This is a genomic window from Erythrobacter sp. JB3-1 (assembly GCF_057364995.1).
Genome location: NZ_CP200289.1, coordinates 535,177 through 552,467, shown reverse-complemented (window position 1 = coordinate 552,467; position 17,291 = coordinate 535,177). Strand labels below are relative to the sequence as shown.

Sequence of the window (17,291 nt, the reverse complement as noted above, 5' to 3'; positions counted from 1 at the left end):
AGGGCGCAAGCATGGAAAACGGCGGGGCGTCTCAAAAACAGCTGTTCGATGCGAGAGCTGCGCTGCTGCTGGCGGCTTTGCTGGGCGGGAATATCGCCCTTGCGGCTGGGCCCTGGCTTGTGCGTCTGGCGGACACTGGCCCGGTGAGCGCAGGGTTCTGGCGCCTGTTTCTGGCGCTGCCATTTTTGGTCCTGTTCGCGCGGATGAGCGGCCAGCGGCTGGGCGGTATGCCGCGCAAGACGTTGGTGCTGGTGGCTTTGGGCGCGACCGCATTCGCGCTGGATCTGGCGAGCTGGCATGTCGGGATCGGGCTCACCCGGCTGGGCAATGCGACCCTGTTTGGCAATGCGGGGTCGATCATCCTGCTGTTCTCCGGTTTTGTGATGGCGCGCATGTTGCCGCGCGGGTTTGAATTGCTCGCGATTGTGTGCGCTCTGACGGGTGCGGCGATCCTGCTCGGGCGCAGTCTGGAGATTTCGACCTCGACCTTTGTCGGCGATCTGTTTTGCCTCGCCGCAGGGCTACTTTACGCGATTTACCTGATCACGCTGCAGGGGGAGCGGGCGCGGTTTGGATCGTGGAGCCTGCTGGTTTGGGTCAGCGTGTTTGCCTGCCCAGTACTGCTCGTGCTCGCATTGGCGCTGGGCGAGCCAGTTTGGCCAAACGCTTGGACACCGATCCTGATCCTGTTTGTGAGCAGCCAGCTGATCGGGCAGGGGCTGTTGGTCTATTCGCTGGGTCACTTCCCGCCGCTAATCATTGGGCTGGCACTGCTGACCCAACCTGCGGTCGCAGCGCTGATTGGATACAGCGTGTTCGGCGAGGTGCTGACGCCGCTCGATTTGCTTGGGATGGTGCTCGTGGGGAGCGCTTTGGTGGTGGCTAGGGCGGCGCAGACTTCGTCACCCCAGCGAAAGCTGGGGTCTCAGGCCACAAGGACCAAACCAAGCAAATGAAGCGCGGCAGACACGTCTACATCCTGACCAACAAACGCTACGGCGTGCTGTACACTGGCGTCACTGCCGATTTGTCCACTCGCATCAATCAACATCGGGCAGGCAAAGGTGGCGAATTCACATCGAAGTATCGCTGTACACTGTTGGTCTACGTTGAGGAATATCCGTCGATAGAAGAGGCTATCGCGCGCGAGAAAGCGATGAAGGCTTGGAAACGATCATGGAAGATTGAGGCAATCGAGGAGCAGAACCCGTCTTGGGATGATCTCTACCTGAAACTGCTTGGCTGACCGCCCTAGACCCCAGCGTTCGCTGGGGTGACGGATTAGGGGACCAATTTCAAAACCACGTCATGCCAGCGCACGCTGGCATCTAGGGCTATTTAGCTATTCATCGGAAACCAAGTGGCTCCCACATTAGAGAAGTCCTCCGGAAAATGTTCTAGCTCTCTCATTTCGTCGAGACACATCACTGGCTCGGGATCGTCAGATTGCCTCTCTCCGAGCAAAGCATGATACTCGTCCCGTAGCATCTGAACGGCGAAGTTCTCAGCGCTCGTCGGATCTTCCGCTTCAACGATGCGGGTTGCGTAAAATCCAACCGGTCCGCCTGCGTCTGGCATAGCTCGGGTGGGGAAATTCTCCCCGCATATCATTACCGAGTAGACTGGCACCGCATCAATCCGCCGTGAACGCGACCTTGCCCAGATCGCCTAGGCCTACCGTGCCGCCGGCCATGCCGAGCATCCGGTCGAGGCTTTCCTTGGCTTTCAAGCGCAGGTCTTCCTCAATCACGATTTGCGGCTCCAGATCGCGCAGTGCGACATAGAGCTTCTCCATCGTGTTGAGCGCCATGTAGGGGCAAATATTGCACGAGCAGTTTCCGTCCGCGCCCGGCGCGCCGATGAATTTCTTCTCCGGCAGAGCCTTTTCCATCTGGTGAATGATGTGCGGTTCAGTCGCGACGATCAGCGTGTCGCCTTCAAACTCTTTTGCAAATTTCAGAATGCCGCTGGTCGAGCCGACGTAATCGGCATGATCGACAATCGTCGGCGGGCATTCCGGGTGCGCGGCGATTGGCGCATCGGGGTGCTGTTCTTTGAGCTTGAGCAGCTCTGTCTCGCTGAATGCCTCGTGCACGATGCACACGCCCGGCCACAGCAGCATTTCGCGGTTGAACTTGCGCGCCAGATAGCCGCCAAGGTGGCGGTCCGGGCCAAAGATGATCTTCTGCTCTTCCGGGATCTGCTGCAGGATCGTCTCCGCGCTGGAGCTGGTGACGATGATATCCGAAAGCGCTTTCACCTCGGTCGAGCAATTGATGTAGGTCAGCGCGATGTGATCAGGATGCGCCTCGCGAAACGCCTTGAACTTCTCAGGCGGACAGCTCGTCCTCCAGGCTGCACCCGGCATCCATATCAGGCAGCACGACGATCTTCTCTGGTGAGAGGATTTTCGCAGTGTCGGCCATAAACTTCACGCCGCAAAACGCGATGACATCCGCATCCGTATCCGCCGCCATCTGGCTGAGCTGGAGCGAGTCCCCGACATAATCGGCGATGTCTTGAATATCGGGCGTCTGATAATAATGCGCCAGGATCACCGCATTGCGTTCTTTGCGCAGGCGATCAATCTCAGCCAGCAAGTCTTTGCCAGAGGGCACTTTGGTTGGGGCGGTCATAAAATCAGATCCCGTGAAATTCAGTTGCTTGGGTCATATAGGTAGGAAATGCGGCGAAATCGAGCAGAATTGGTGGCTTAGGCCCAGCTCAGATCGTGCGCCAGACGCCCGCGTCTTGGGCGGCCAGCCCGCGTTTTTCCAGATCGATGAGATGCGCCTCGACGCTCATTTCCGCCGCTGGGATCAGCCGTTCATCCAGCCCCTTGTACATAGCCGGAATGAATTCCGGGATCGGCCGGGCGGCCTCACCCATCAGGCGCAAGATCTGGTTTTCGCGCTGGCGGCGGTGGCCGATCATCCCGCGCACCGGCTGCTGAGGCTTAGTGATCGCGGCGCCGTGGGCCGCGTGATAAACCGCGTCATCGCGCGCCATCAGCCGCTCCAGGCTTTTCATATATTCGCCCATATCGCCATCGGGCGGGATGACGACGCTGGTCGACCAGCCCATCACATGATCTCCGGTGAACAGCGCTTTGCTCTCTTCCAGAGCAAAGCACAGATGGTTGGAGGTGTGCCCCGGCGTGTGCACTGCGGTGAGCGTCCAGCCGGTGCCGGTCATCTGCTCGCCGTCTTCCAGAACCCGGTCAGGCGCATAGGTGGTATCAAAGGATTCGTCGGCGCGCGGGCGATCTGATCTCAGCACCAGCGGCGCGCAGCCGACAATCGGCGCACCCGTGCGCTCAGCCAAAGGCGCGGCGGCGGGCGAATGGTCGCGGTGCGTGTGGGTGCACATGATCGCAGAAATTTTCGCATCGCCCACGGTCGCCAGAATGGCGTCGATATGCGCAGGCTCGTTCGGCCCTGGATCGATCACCGCCACATCATCGCCCGCGCCAACCACGTAACTCTGTGTGCCAGTGTAGGTGTAAGGCGATGGATTGGGCGCAAGCACCCGGCGGATCAGCGGATCGAGCTGTTCTGCGGTGCCCGTGGGCCAGGGTTTTTCAGGTAGTCCGGTCATGCACTTGCATATGGATGGGAGAATGGCACATGTCACGCGGCAGTTATTTGTTTCGTGCCGGAGCGGGTGGCTCAAGACATTTCAGTAAGGGATCCCATGTCCGACTACATCCTTGTCCTAGATGAAGGCACCACCTCGACCCGCGCGATGTTGTTCGATGCGGCGGGCGCATTTCATGGCAGCGCTCAGGAAGAACTGACGCAGCATTATCCGCAAGGTGGCTGGGTTGAGCATGATGCGGCGGAGATTTGGGACAAGACCTTGGCCTGCGCGCGCGCCGTGATCGAAAAAGTGGGCGGGTCAGAGCGCATCGCCTGCATCGGCATCACCAACCAGCGCGAGACCGTGGTTGCATGGGACAAAGCCACCGGCGAACCGCTGGCCCGCGCGATTGTGTGGCAGGACCGCCGGACGGAGCCTTTCTGTGTGGGGCTGCGCGCTGAGGGGCATGAGACGGATGTGCAAAGGCGCACCGGATTGCTGCTCGATCCCTATTTCTCCGGCACGAAAATGCGCTGGCTGATGGACAATTCGGCTGAGGTGCGCGCCGCAGCGGAAAAGGGCACTTTGGCCTTTGGCACGATTGAGAGCTGGCTGACGTTTAAGCTGACGGCGGGCCGCCATATCTCTGATGCCAGCAATGCGAGCCGCACGCTGCTGCTCGAACTGGATGGCGCGCAATTTGATGCGGGGCTGTGCGAATTGCTGGGCGTGCCGCATTCCGCTCTGCCCGAGGTGGTCGATATGTCTGGCGCCTTGGCTGAGACCTCGCCTGAAATCTTTGGCCGCGCAATTCCGATCACTGGAATGGTCGGCGATCAACAAGCGGCGACGATTGGCCAGGCCTGCCTCTCGCCGGGGGAGACCAAGGCGACTTACGGCACCGGCGCGTTTGTGCTGACCAATCAAGGCGTGCAGATCCCGCGCTCGCAAAACCGCCTGCTTGGGACCGTTCTGACGCAGATTGGTGGGCAGCGGACCTATGCGATTGAGGGCTCGGTCTTCGTGGCTGGTTCTCTGGTCCAATGGCTGAGGGATTCGCTCGGCATTGTGGATGTTGCCAGCCAGACTGAGGAGCTGGCGCGCAGCATCTCTGACACGGGCGGGGTTACTATTGTGCCGGCGCTCGCCGGGCTAGGCGCGCCGCATTGGCGGGCGGAGGCGCGCGGTCTGATCTCTGGCCTGAGCTTTGCGAGCGGCAAGGCGGAATTGGCGAGGGCGGCGCTGGAGGCGATGGCGCATCAAACGCATGACCTCGCATCGGCCTTTGCCAAAGATGGCACCGGCTGGGGCAGATTGCGGATTGATGGCGGGATGAGCGCCAATGACTGGATGGCCCAGGACCTCGCCGATGTGCTGAATATTACCGTCGAGCGGCCGGAATTCGTCGAAACAACTGCGCTAGGCGCAGCGATGCTAGCGGCAGCGGGGGCAGGGATTCACAGCGGTCTCTCAGCGGCAGCGCAGGCGATGCGCGGCCGGCTCAACAGCTTTATGCCGGCAATGTCGGAAGATGTGCGTGAAGAGCGCTTGGCCCGATGGAAGAAGGCGCTAGCGGCGGCTTAGTCTTACGGGGCTGGCGCCGGGTCTTACGGGGCTGGCGCCGGAACGCCGCAGAAACCTCTATCCGAAACGCCCGAAGGCGCGGCCAATCTTGTCTTGAAACGCGCGCGCTGGCGAGGCCACTTCAAAGTCCTTACGCCATGCTTCATCAAGCCGGGCAATCCGGCCGTGGAGCTTCACAGTTTCTTCGATCAGCTCGCGCGTTTCTGGCTCCAGCTTGGCCAATTGCGACGCATCACTGTCGCGGTCACCGGGTAATTCGCCGTGGCGGCGAACCTGATTTTCGGTCAGCTCGCCAGAGAAGTAGGCACGCTGGTTCAGTAGCCAAGCGAGTACATGCATCATGCGCGTCGTGGTCTTCAGTCCCTCGATCGAAAGGGCAAGGCGCACTTCATCATTCTCGCCCATGCCCGGCTCTTTGGTGCCAAGCGCGAAGACCGCGCGGACATCATCCGCCAGCACGAGGGCTTCGGCATAGAGAGCCTCAATGATTGGGCGAGAAAGGTTGGGGGTGCGGGTCATATGTATCCCAGATTGCTAGGCTCAATGCGAAAGTGTCGCTAGCTTGGTAACCAGAATATCAGGGTTAAAGTACAAACCGTCCCGCGCTGATACACAAACAGCCGCAGAATTCCGTCTGCCTCGCGGGTTTACGCAATAATATCGGGTAGCAGGCGATCTTCGATTAGCGCGATCTGATCCTTCAGCCGCAATTTACGCTTCTTCAGCCGCGCGATCTGCAATTGATCAATCGAACCGCTACTCCGCCCCGCCTCGGTGAGGGCATCAATCGCGACGTCGAGATCGCGGTGCTCCGACACCAATAAGGTCAGCCGCTTTTCAAGTTCAGCCTGATTCATGCGGGTGCATCACTCTCTTGTGGGTTCTTATGCATTGCTCTTTGCGCGCATTATGCCGATCCGCGCAAAGATACCAATAAGCTGATCAAATAAACTTCTGCTCTAAGCGTTCTGTCTAGGCGTTCCCCCTAAGTACGAATGCGATGGCAGTTCAGCGGGAATGGTACTTTGCCGAGGGCGTTTGCCTGATGCCAGCCACGTGCCACGCAATGGCCTTAATGTACCGCTTTGCAAGAGCGCGATCTTATGGTTCTATGTCTTTCGGCGGTTCGTCCGCACGCAGGCGAGTCGCTCCAACAGGGGTTTATTGAACCTCATCATGATGGAGATCATTTATGGCATCGTTTGCAGGATTATCCCACGTCAACGCGCTTGAAACAAAGCACGCCGGGCTAGACGCCCAATTGCGCGACGAGATGAACCGGCCCGTGCCTGATGCTGCCACTATTCAAGCGCTAAAAAAGCGCAAATTGCGTTTGAAGGAAGAGATCCAGCGCATTTAACTTCAACCTGGTCGCACAGCACTTATAGGCCCTGTTGATAAACTTCCTCGGGGTCACGGTTTGAAGCAAAATTCGCATTTCACAAGGCGCAATCACGCAGGAAGTGAGGCGCACTTTCAAGTGATTGCAACGCCGTGAGTGCGAATTTTGGTCAAATCCCCCAAGAGATCGAAAACGGGGGGCGACACAAGAAACGGCCAGCTAAGCGTCGTTCGTCCTTGAATATGCAACAGCATGTCCTTCGTCCTCACTCCTTTAGCTGGCCGTTTCTTGTGTCGCCGTGACCCGAGGAAGTTTGTCAACAGGGCCTAGATCCGCGCCCGCAATCAAAGTCGCCATTCTGAATGCAATTTCACATGGTGGCGGCTTTGCTTTTGCAGGCGCCATTGCCTAGTGAGGAGCGGTGATGACCGCCGCCGCCTCTGCTCGTAAAATTCTCACCCGCCTGCATGAGGTGATGGCCTCGCGTATGCATGCGCAGGGCAAGCTCGATTCTGTCGTCGACATTGTTGGCGAGAATCTTCGCAGTGAGGTGTGTTCGATCTATTTGCTGCGCGAAAGCATGCTGGAATTGTTCGCGACCAAGGGTCTGAACAAAGAGGCGGTGCACGTCACGCGCATGGCGATTGGTGAAGGGCTGACCGGGACGATCGCTGACAAGGTTGAGACGCTCAACCTCGCCGAGGCAAAGGCGCATCCTGACTTTCTCTACCGCCCGGAAACAGGGGAGGAAAAATTCCACTCCTTTGCCGGCGTGCCGATTGTCTACCGCGAGCGGGCCGTGGGCGTGCTGTGTGTGCAGCATGTCGAGCCGCGCCGCTATGAAGATGTTGAGATTGAGGCTCTGCAGACCACGGCGATGGTGCTGTCAGAACTGATCGCAAATGCCGAATTGGTTGATGAGGAGGAAGCGCGCGGCCTCGCCGAGGGCTTAACTGGCACGCAGACATTGAACGGTCTGGCTCTGGTAAAGGGGTTGGCCTCCGGGCTTGCGGTCTATCACCAGCCACGCGTCCAGATCGAGCAGGTCATGGCCGACGATATCGAGGCCGAGCGAGCGCGGGTCTACCGAGCGTTCGACAAGATGCGTGAGCAGATTGATCACCTCTCCAGCCAAGCGGAATTTGGTGTCGGGGGAGAGCACGAGGAAGTGCTCGAGACCTACAAAATGTTCGCTTATGATGAGGGTTGGTCGCGCCGGATTAACGAGGCGATCGACAGCGGCTTGACCGCAGAGGCCGCGATTGAGCGGGTTCAGCAGCGCACCAGAATGCGCATGCGTGAGATTGATGACGCGCTGCTGGCGGACCGCATGCACGACCTGGAAGATCTCTCCAACCGGCTGCTGCGCATTGTCTCTGGCCAGCTTGGCACAGCGGCGAGCCAAGGTCTGCGCCGCGATACTATTTTGATAGCGCGCAATCTGGGCCCTGCCGAATTGCTCGAATATGACCGCCGCCGCTTGAAAGGTGTGATCCTAGAGGAAGGCTCGCTAACCGCTCACGTTGTGATCGTTGCGCGGGCCATGGGCGTCCCAGTGCTGGGCCGAGCAGCCGGCCTGCGCGGAATTATCCGCGAGGGCGATGAGATTTTGCTCGACGCGGACAAGGCCAGCGCGACGGTGCGGCCTAGCGCGCAAATGGCCGAGGCGTTTGATGCGCGTTTCTCCAAATCCCGCGAGAAGCAGGCCGCCTATGCGGAATTGCGGGATGTGGAGCCTTTCACCCGCTGCGGCACCCGCATCGAGGTCATGATGAACGCTGGGCTGCGCGATGACATGAGCTCGCTCGCCATGACCGGCGCGGACGGTGTCGGCCTGTTCCGCACGGAGTTTCAGTTTCTGGTCTCGGCCACTCTGCCTCAGCGCGAACGGCAGACGAAGCTTTACCGCGACGTATTGGAGGCAGCTGGCGACAAGCCGGTGATTTTCCGCACCGTTGATATCGGCGGCGATAAAGCGGTGCCTTATCTTGCATCCAGCCAGGCGAATGATGATGAAAACCCGGCGATGGGTTGGCGCGCTCTGCGTTTGGCGCTGGAACGTGAGGGCCTGCTGAAGGTTCAAGCGCGCTCTTTGCTTGAGGCCTCTGCCGGACGTCCGCTCTATGTGATGTTTCCAATGGTATCAGAGCCGTGGGAATTTGATGCGGCCAAGACCGTTTTTGAAGAGCAGCTCGCTTTCATGCGTTCCAAGAAGAAGCTGATCCCTGATGCGATCTATTATGGCGCCATGCTGGAGGTGCCCGCGCTCGCCGAAGTGCTCGATATCCTCTGCCCGAAGCTGAGCTTCCTCTCCGTCGGCACCAATGACCTCACCCAATTCCTGTTCGCCGCGGACCGAGCGAACCCCTTGCTCGCCGAACGCTATGACTGGCTCAGCCCATCGATCATGCGGTTCCTGAGGCGCGTTACGCAATCGACCACGGGCATGGATGTTGCGCTTGGCGTGTGCGGCGAGATGGGCGGCCGGCGGCTGGAGGCCTTGGCGCTGCTCGGCATTGGTTTCCGGCGCCTTTCGATCACACCTGCGGCGGTTGGTCCGATTAAGGAATTGGTGCGCAAGGTTGATCTGAAAGAGATCACGCAGAGAATGAATGGTTGGCTGGCAGACCCCGGCGTCAATCTGCGCGACGAGCTGAGCCGCTGGGCGGCTGATCGCGGTATTGAAACCGATTGACGCATTCGTGCGTTAACTGAGCGTGCCTGAGCGCCGTTCTGTCGGAATGGTGATGCGACGAACTGCAAGAATGCTTGACAGCGCAGGCTGCAACCGATTGTTTGCTGCAAAGCACCTTCGGGGAAAATAAGGGTCTGTTCAAAGGCCCGCAAACAAAAGGTCGTATGGTTCGAGTCATGGACGACGAACAAGAAACAGCGGTTGAAGAACTGCCCCTCGAGAGCGTGGGCGCACAATTGCGCCGCGCGCGCAAAGAGCGCGGCCTCTCGCTAGAGCAGGTTACCGCCGAAACGCGCATTCCAGAACGTCACTTGGAAGTGATTGAAACGGGTGACTTTTCTGCTCTGCCCGCGCGCACCTACGCAATCGGATTCTCGCGCACTTATGCACGGATGATGGGGCTGGACGAGGCGGAGATTGCCGACCAAGTCCGCGCAGAACTCAGCACCGCAGAGGCCGGACGCGAAATGGTCCCGCTCGGCATGGAGCCGGGCGATGCGGCGAAACTGCCATCTTCCGGCCTCGCATGGGCAGGGGCCTTTGCTGCCTTCCTGCTGATTGCCGGAATGGCGACATTCTATTCGTCTTATTATGGATCTGGCGCAGGCCCCGCACCATTGGTTGGCGATGAGCCCGTATTGGCTGATGGCGGCGAAAATGCGGGAGCCGGGGCGGCTGGCACCAATGCAGCGAGCAGCAATGGGCAGGTCGTCTTTACCGCATTGGAAGAAGGCGTCTGGGTCAAATTCTATGACGCCAATGATAACCGGCTGCTGCAAAAGCAGATGGCCAGCGGTGAGCGATTTGAAATTCCGTCCGACGCGCAAGGGCCCCAAATATGGACCGGGCGGCCTGATGCCTTTGCGATTACGATTGATGGCAAGCCTGTGCCCAAATTGGCGGAGGATGATTTCATCATGCGCGATGTTGCGATCTCTGCCGATGCTTTGCTGGCCCGCGCGCAGCAGGCGGACCAAGAAGCGACCCCAGATACGTAACGCGAATTTGGCCTGGTTGGGCTGAAATTGCGTGGGGGCAGTTGGCGGGAAATACGCCGCGCATGTTGCCATTTGCCGCGTCTGGGCATCTTACCCACGGATTTTAGACCCTATGGCCCTCGACTTGACGTCATGACCTCGGCACAGATTCGGGCTATATTCATGCGCTTTGCACCAAAAGACGGATGCGCCGTGCTGCAAATGTCTCGGGATCGGAGGCTTTTGGCCATGGCGCGGGGTCTTAATCGCTTGGTAAAGCGCCGCAATTGCACAGAGGGAGCCAGATCAAAGATGCGCGCACTCATTTCAAACCGTGTTTTTTCCGCCAAAGCCGGAGGGCGCATGCTCGCCGCTGGATTGGCTGCGGCGGTTGTCGCGACCACGCCCGTGCCGTCTATGGCACAAGACATTTCTGAGGCGCGTCTACGCAAGATTGAGGCGGAAATTCGCGCGCTCCAGCGCAATGTCTTCCCCGGCGGCGATGGCCGCTTTTTCGAGCCGCAAATTGCACCCGGTGAGACCGCTGCTCGCCCGGCGAACAGCAACTCCACCACAGCGGTTACCGATATTCTCGCGCGGCTCGATGCGATGGAGCAGCAATTGCAGCAGCTGACTGCCCTTGCGGAGCAGAATGGCAATTCGATCAGCCAGGTCGAAGCCCGGGTGACCGCGCTTGAATCGGCCGGTGTCCCTGCACCGAGCATCGACACGGGAACTGATTTCGGTGCCTCCGACAGCAACCTTAGCGTGATGAGCAATGGCGCATCGGCTACGGGCAGCCAGTCTGCCGGAGATAGCACATCTGCGGCGACCAGCGGACCAAGCGCAGAGCGCCTAGCGGCGGTGCAGGCGATCACAAAGCCGATCACAGAAGATCCTGCCGATGATGAATATTCCTACGGCTTCCGCCTGTGGAACGCAGGTTATTATCCTGAAGCCCGGCAGCAGTTAAACAGCTTTGTCGAGCAATATGGCTCGCACTGGCGCGTGACCTATGGCCGCAATCTGCTTGGCCGTGCCTATCTCGATGACAATATGCCAGAAGAGGCGGCCAAGTGGTTCCTGCGCAATTATCAGGCTGACCGTCAGGCCCCGCGCGCGCCCGATAGTCTGCTGTATCTCTCAGAGGCGATGATTGCGCTTAATGACACCAACCGGGCCTGCATCGCATTGGCAGAGTTCGGCGAGACCTATCCCGCGCTCGCCAGCGGGCGCCTGTCCAATCAATATGAGCGCAATCGCCAGCGAGTGACCTGCAATTGATAGGCCGGTCTCTTCTGATCTGATCAGGCGATGGCGCGAGGATTTACTCGCGCTGTGGCCGCTGGATGAGCGCAATGGGCCGCTTGGGTTGGCCGTTTCAGGCGGGGCAGACAGCCTCGGGATGCTGCTGCTTGCTCACGCGTGTGCAGCCGAAATTGGCGGCGATATTGCGGTCGCCAGCGTCAATCACGGGCTTAGGGCTGAAGCCGCTAGCGAAGTGGCATTGGTGGAGCGTATTTGCGCCGAGCTTGGCGTGCCTTTCACTGCATTGAGCGTTGAGCTTGCCAGCGGCAATGTGCAGGCGAAGGCGCGCGATGCGCGCTACGCTGCGCTCGCCGAGTGGGCGGCTGATCATCAGCTTGGAGCGGTCGCGACCGCGCATCATGCTGATGATCAGGCGGAGACCCTGCTGATGCGCCTTGGCAGGGGCAGCGGTCTGTCGGGCCTTGCCGGAGTGCGCGCGGCGACCAAACTGCCCGGAACGGAGATGGCGCTGCTGCGCCCGTTGTTGAGCTGGTGCAAAGCCGAGTTGGAGCAAGTCGTCGCTGATGCCGGAATTACCGCCGCCGATGACCCATCCAACCGCGATGATCGCTATGACCGGGCGCGGATGCGCGCGCGCATTGCAGAGGCCGATTGGCTCGATGCCAGCGCGCTCGCAAACAGCGCGCAGAATCTGTCCGATGCCTGGCGAGCAATCGAATGGTACGCGGATGAGGATTGGGAAACTCAGGTTTACCGAGAAGAGGGCAGCGGCGGCGCGCCCGAATACAAATATTACGCCAATGTCCCGCGCGCGATCTCGATTGAGACCATCATTCGCATCGTCGCCGCCCTTGGCGGGCAAGCGAGCCGCAGCGAAGCGAGCCGCGCGTTCGACCGCCTGTGGGAGGGCGACAATGCTTCGCTGTCCGGCGTGCTGATTACGCCGGGAACGGAAAAAATCGCGAAACTGGGAATGATGATGCGGGTGTGGCGGTTCGCCCCCGAACCGCCCAGAGCGGTGCACTAAGCAGCGCTCGGCGCGTTTGCGCACACCGCATCAGCGGATCAGATGATTGCGTCCCCCACGCCTATCATCTGGCCGCGTGTAATCACAACCTTGTCGCCGCGCTTAGCGATGGCGAACAATTTGGCTGCGAATTCTTCTGGCACACCGACACAGCCGTGGCTGGCATAGCCATTCAGCACTGGCGAGCCGTGAATGGCGATGCCATCCCAGGTCAGGCGCAGCGTGTAAGGCATCGGCGCGTTGTTATATTTCTCAGACACATTGTCCTTTTCCTTGGTCAGGATTGGGAATGTGCCGAGCGGGGTTGGGTGCGACTTTGTGCCTAGCAGAGCAACGGCGGTGCCGATTTCGTGGCCATCGCGAAATGCGCTGATTACGCGGGCATCAAGGTCAACCGTGATCACCAGCTTGCCGGTCTTGGGCGCGTTGCTTTCGTCCCAGAACCATTCGCCGTAGCGGATCGTGCCTTCAATCGGCAGGATCGAATTCACCACGAAGGGATCGTCCGGCTCTGGCGGAGGAGGTGGCACGTCTTGGATAATCTCGCGAGAAATCATGCGAGCTGCGGTTACACCCGCTTCCCGGCCAGCGGCGCGGGGCGTGGTTTCCGGCAACTCTGAAGCGACCTCGCCAATTGGCGGCAGGCCAGCGGCAATCTCAGCGGCTGCTGGATCGTATGGGGCCGGCAGGCTCGGGTCGATCACCAGCGATTCGCCGCCAGTCGTTGGATCGATTGGACGGATCGCCTCTTGAGCGGCGGCATCGGCCACTTGTTCAGCGGCCTCCGCTGCTTCAGCGGCAGGGGTCTGATCGTCGGCTAGGCTAGATGTGCCAGCAAGCGAAACGATGGTGATCGCGGCAGCAATGCGGGCAGATTTTGTGAGTTTCAACATGCGGCGCATTATGCCGTAAACTTTCGTGAGTCGCTAGAGGCTAACGAAGGCGCGTCCCTTCGCGAGACGGTCCCCATGCGAAAGTGTTAACGGCAGGGCGAGTTTTAGCTGAATTTCGTTTTGCTAACGGCCTAGCTGCCCACGCCTTCCAGCCCATCACCCATGGGCGCCAAATTCATTGGCGATGGCCGTCGTCAGCCTCAGCATCAGATTATATGCGCGCTCGATTGGATCGATGTAATCGCGGCCGATCTGAGAATAGCCTTCGTTATCACCGTCAGGATAATCGCTCGCCGCATCGACGGCGAAATCTTCGGGCTGAGGGAAAGAGGTTGGGAAGGCGCGGCGCAGCTGCGCCAACGCGTCTTCAATCCTGAGGCTGAACACCATCTCCAACACATCATCGCGGCTGATATCATTCGCGCGGCTAAAGGCCGGGATCGAGACGGCACGCAGGAAAATATGCTGCATCAGCGCGAGGCGCAGAGCCTGCGCAGCGCCAATGGTGCGGCGGGTGTTCTCGCGGTCTTCCAGCGGTGCTTCATCCGGGATCAGATCGAGCAGGCGGTGGAATTTGAGCGCATCGACCCGCAGGCGCGAGGCGAGTCGGCGGAACACTCCGGTGCGGTCATCCTTGGTGAGATATTCGGCCAAGGTCTCGCATGCAGCAGACAGATGGCTCTCCGTGCCGCGATAGGGCCGGCTGGCCCAATAGGCTGAGTTAAACAGCTCCCCGTGGGCGGCAACCGTCTTGATGCTGGCAAGCGCATTGGAGGCGCGCGCCAAGCGGATCAATTGGCGTCCGCGCGGGCTCTCTTTGATCAGGGCGGCCAGCTCTTCATAATTGCCATCCGCCGCGCTACCGATGCCGGAGATGATGTTCACCGGATAGCCAAGCTGTTGCAGGATCGAATTGTGCGGGATCGCGCGGATTTGGCGCAGCGACATGTCGCGATCCGCCGAGAGATCGGACTGACGGCGAGAAACGCGGCTGCCGGTGGAATTGAGCAGGCCCAAACCGAACGCAGTGACCGCGCGCGAATAGGTCTGGCTGCGCAGATGCTGGCGCTGGTTTGCGCGGATGGCGCGGTAGAAATCCAGGCTGATGTCGGTGCGGCTGTAGAATGGATCATCGGCCGCTGCCGGATCATTGAGCGGTGCGGTCGCAATCCGGGTCAGTGTCGCGCGGGCCAGCTCTGGCGTGGCAAAGAACATGTAGCCATCGCCGCCTTGGAAACTGACCTCAGGCTCCAGCACGATGTCTTTCGCTGCAAAGCGGCTACGCGCCCACGGGCTGAGCGGCCATGCAAGCCGGTCGTCAAAGCCGCTGGGGTGCGCGCCGCGGCCCATGCTTTCACCGTGGGTGTTGAAGATGAGCGCGGAGACATCATTGAGGCCGTTTTTCGCCATGGCCTGCGCCATGCGCCCTTGCAGCCGTTCAATCGCAAGGCTGGCAGGGATTTGACCGACGAACCGGCCTGCATCGGAGAAACCGGTCTGAATGCAGACCCGGCCGCGCGTGCGGGCATAGGCCTGATATTCCGGTTCAGCGCACAGCGCCTCAAGGAAACGTCCGCCGTGCTCCAGGGCGCTTTCGGTCTCAAACAAAGGCGAGACGTCGACTTTATCCTCAATCCCGAACAGTTTTGAGAAATAGAGCGCGGCGAGAATGGTGGAGGGCTGCTCGCATTCCGCGATGAGCATGCGGATTGGGGTGTCGGCATCCACAGAGCCGAGGATTTGCGCCATCGCGAGAAACTGCCGGATCGCCGTTGAGCTTTCGATCGCGAGCGATGCGAAATTAGTGCGCAGCGGCTTCACTTCGCCCAGCAGTTTGCGCAGCGTTGCCATTGCGCCTTTGCTGGCGAGATCAAGCGTGTTGTCCGGATCAATCCGGCGGCGGATGCCGTTGTGAAGCTGTTTCGCGTTCACGCGGAAATGCACATGCGCCATGCCAAGACCGTCGGCGCGCATTGCTGCGGCCAGCGTTTTGAGCGCAACCGCATGTGCCGCTTCTGCGGTGCTGGCTTCATCTTCGAGCTGCGCAATCAGAGGCTTGAGCGACAGCAGTTTGGCCGGATTGTCAGCGGTCAGCCGGTTCGCCGCGAGCGACAGCGCCTCTGGAGAGCTTAGATCGCTGGTAAACTCGCGCGCGCTGAGTGCGGCGTGGTTCTGAGCATCGCGCAGGGTCTTGATCAGGCTGTGTTCGCCATCAATCGCGGCCAAGCTATCGGCATAGCGGCCCAGACGCTCGGCTTTCTCGGCTAAGCGGAAGCCGATGGAGGTGTACCATTTGATGTCGGTCCGCCCGTCCATGTCATACCCGACCCAGGTGGCGAAGCGGAACGGCACGGGGGCCAGCTCTTGCCATTGGTCGGGCCAAGTGCCCTGAGCGTGGCTCAGCACATCGCTGACGATTGCATCACGCGCATCTTGCGCATGGCCGATGGCTCGCATCGCGCGGTCATGCTCATATTGCAGAGTGATCGCCGGGCGCTGGGTTCCGGTCACGCACACTTCTTTGCCGATATCGCCATCGCTGCCGGCGGCTGTGGCCACCGCGTCTGATTGCTCTGGTGTCAGCAGGAAAGTCGGGTGCGCGGTAAATACGGCGTGCAGGCTGGGGTTTTCCCAGCGCGCTCGCAGCTCGGCAAAATCGCTCGCCCCTGACAGGCTGTCGCTAAGCGCATCGCGGTTCGCCTCTTTGGAAATGGGCGAGACCAAGCGGCGCAAGCGCGAGGCGCGCGATTGTAGGCTGGCGCATTCCAGCTCGGCGACCATGCCTTCAAGCTCATCGAGATTGGCATTGCCGCCTTCGAGTGCGCGCGACAGGTCCAACCCCAGCTGGAACACCGGATTAAACAGCGGCGTCTCGCGCGTCTGCTGGTGCAGATCGCTCAGCCGGGTGTGCAGGTCGGTGATGGATTTCATAGGTTTGGTGTTCACAGATGTTCTCTTGCAAATGCGGTTGCTGCGCCGAGCAGGCCAGGTTGCGGATGGCTAACGATTTTAACCGGGATGCTGGCCATCAATTCTTGATAGCGTCCCTTGTGACGGAACCGGCCAGCAAAGCCAGAGGAAGCGAGCGTTTCGCGAATCCGGTAGCCAAGCCCGCCCGCGATCACGACCCCGCCAAAGCCGCCTTGGGCCAGCGCGATATCGCCGGCTACACTGCCCAGTGCCATGCAAAAGCGGTCAACGGCGGCGGCGGCAAGGCTGTCTTCACCCGATGTGCCCTTGGTCCAAATTTCGATATCATCGCACTCGGCAACCGTGCGGTTCTCCAGCGCGGCAAGCGTTTGATAGATATCGACAATGCCGGGGCCGGAGACGATCCGTTCCACTGACACGCGATTGTGCCGCTTGCGCAGCCGGGCAAGGATGGCGTCTTCAATGGCGTCCACTGGAGCGAAATCGAGATGACCGCCTTCGGTCGCCTGAACGCGGAATTCCTCGTTCTCTCCGCGCCATAGGTGCGCAACGCCCAGACCTGTGCCAGGGCCTATCACGCTGAGCGTGCCGGTAGGGCAAAGCGGTTGCTGCGGCCCGGTGAGGTGCACTAAGTGCTCCTCTGGCAGGCGCGCGACTGCATAGGCGACCGCTTCAAAATCATTGACGATGGTATGGCGCGTTGTGCCCAGTTTCTCATTCACCAAGGCGGGGCGGATAATCCATGGGTTGTTGGTGAAGCGGATCACCTCGCCAGTGATTGGCCCAGCAATCGCCAGCGCAACATTGTGAGGCAGAGCGCCGCCAGAGCGGGCCCGGTAATCCTCCCACGCGGTCTGGAAGCTGACGTGGTCTTCGGTGTGGAGCGTGGTCGGCTCGCCCAGCGCAATTTGGCCGTCTGCCGAAACGCTGGCGATGGCAAAGCGCGCATGCGTGCCGCCAATATCAACCGCAACGATGTCCGTGCTGCTCATGC

Annotated in this window: 14 protein-coding genes and 1 pseudogene; 8 read left to right on the top strand and 7 right to left on the bottom strand. The window is 60.1% G+C overall.

Annotated features, from left to right (window positions below):
- The first annotated feature begins 11 nt into the window (after nt 1-11).
- The gene (locus AC0V6M_RS02670) at nt 12-956 is read left to right on the top strand and encodes a DMT family transporter (RefSeq protein WP_486137324.1); all 945 of its coding nucleotides are present in this window, start codon (nt 12-14) and stop codon (nt 954-956) included.
- A complete protein-coding gene (locus AC0V6M_RS02665; RefSeq protein ID WP_486137323.1) occupies nt 953-1,246 on the top strand; it encodes a GIY-YIG nuclease family protein in 294 nt (97 codons plus the stop codon). Before AC0V6M_RS02670 ends, AC0V6M_RS02665 begins: the two co-directional genes overlap by 4 nt.
- A gap of 387 nt (nt 1,247-1,633) precedes the next feature.
- On the opposite strand, the pseudogene nadA reads toward AC0V6M_RS02665, so the two are convergent.
- A pseudogene (gene nadA, locus AC0V6M_RS02660) lies at nt 1,634-2,636 on the bottom strand (quinolinate synthase NadA).
- A gap of 88 nt (nt 2,637-2,724) precedes the next feature.
- Nucleotides 2,725-3,597, bottom strand: a complete 873-nt coding sequence (locus tag AC0V6M_RS02655) for an MBL fold metallo-hydrolase (protein ID WP_486137322.1) — start codon at nt 3,595-3,597, stop codon at nt 2,725-2,727.
- 96 nt (nt 3,598-3,693) lie between these two features.
- On the opposite strand from AC0V6M_RS02655, the gene glpK reads away from it, so the two are divergent.
- On the top strand, nt 3,694-5,163 hold the full coding sequence (glpK, locus tag AC0V6M_RS02650; protein WP_486137321.1) for a glycerol kinase GlpK: 1,470 nt from the start codon (nt 3,694-3,696) through the stop codon (nt 5,161-5,163).
- 57 nt (nt 5,164-5,220) lie between these two features.
- Here the strand turns inward: glpK and AC0V6M_RS02645 are convergent, their stop codons facing one another.
- Entirely contained in the window at nt 5,221-5,682 is a 462-nt protein-coding gene (locus tag AC0V6M_RS02645; protein WP_486137320.1) for a DUF1465 family protein, read from the bottom strand.
- A gap of 128 nt (nt 5,683-5,810) precedes the next feature.
- On the bottom strand, nt 5,811-6,020 hold the full coding sequence (locus tag AC0V6M_RS02640) for a YdcH family protein (protein WP_486137319.1): 210 nt from the start codon (nt 6,018-6,020) through the stop codon (nt 5,811-5,813).
- 335 nt (nt 6,021-6,355) lie between these two features.
- Between AC0V6M_RS02640 and AC0V6M_RS02635 the strand changes: the two genes are divergently transcribed.
- From AC0V6M_RS02635 to tilS, 5 genes are all read left to right on the top strand, one after another.
- The gene (locus AC0V6M_RS02635) at nt 6,356-6,523 is read left to right on the top strand and encodes a YdcH family protein (protein ID WP_486137318.1); all 168 of its coding nucleotides are present in this window, start codon (nt 6,356-6,358) and stop codon (nt 6,521-6,523) included.
- Between the two features lie 406 nt (nt 6,524-6,929).
- Entirely contained in the window at nt 6,930-9,200 is a 2,271-nt protein-coding gene (gene ptsP / locus AC0V6M_RS02630) for a phosphoenolpyruvate--protein phosphotransferase (RefSeq protein WP_486137316.1), read from the top strand.
- A gap of 176 nt (nt 9,201-9,376) precedes the next feature.
- On the top strand, nt 9,377-10,198 hold the full coding sequence (locus AC0V6M_RS02625; RefSeq protein WP_486137315.1) for a helix-turn-helix domain-containing protein: 822 nt from the start codon (nt 9,377-9,379) through the stop codon (nt 10,196-10,198).
- Nucleotides 10,199-10,489: 291 nt separating this feature from the next.
- Complete coding sequence (locus tag AC0V6M_RS02620) at nt 10,490-11,461, top strand: tetratricopeptide repeat protein (RefSeq protein WP_486137314.1); 972 nt, start codon at nt 10,490-10,492, stop codon at nt 11,459-11,461.
- An 88-nt stretch (nt 11,462-11,549) separates the two neighbouring features.
- Nucleotides 11,550-12,473 (top strand): tRNA lysidine(34) synthetase TilS, encoded by a 924-nt coding sequence (gene tilS, locus AC0V6M_RS02615; protein ID WP_486137313.1) that lies wholly within the window; start codon nt 11,550-11,552, stop codon nt 12,471-12,473.
- 38 nt (nt 12,474-12,511) lie between these two features.
- Here the strand turns inward: tilS and AC0V6M_RS02610 are convergent, their stop codons facing one another.
- From AC0V6M_RS02610 to glk, 3 genes are all read right to left on the bottom strand, one after another.
- Nucleotides 12,512-13,366 (bottom strand): L,D-transpeptidase family protein, encoded by an 855-nt coding sequence (locus AC0V6M_RS02610; protein ID WP_486137312.1) that lies wholly within the window; start codon nt 13,364-13,366, stop codon nt 12,512-12,514.
- A 156-nt stretch (nt 13,367-13,522) separates the two neighbouring features.
- Entirely contained in the window at nt 13,523-16,297 is a 2,775-nt protein-coding gene (locus AC0V6M_RS02605) for a phosphoenolpyruvate carboxylase (RefSeq protein ID WP_486139557.1), read from the bottom strand.
- 11 nt (nt 16,298-16,308) lie between these two features.
- Entirely contained in the window at nt 16,309-17,289 is a 981-nt protein-coding gene (glk, locus tag AC0V6M_RS02600; protein WP_486137311.1) for a glucokinase, read from the bottom strand.
- Nucleotides 17,290-17,291 lie beyond the last annotated feature (2 nt).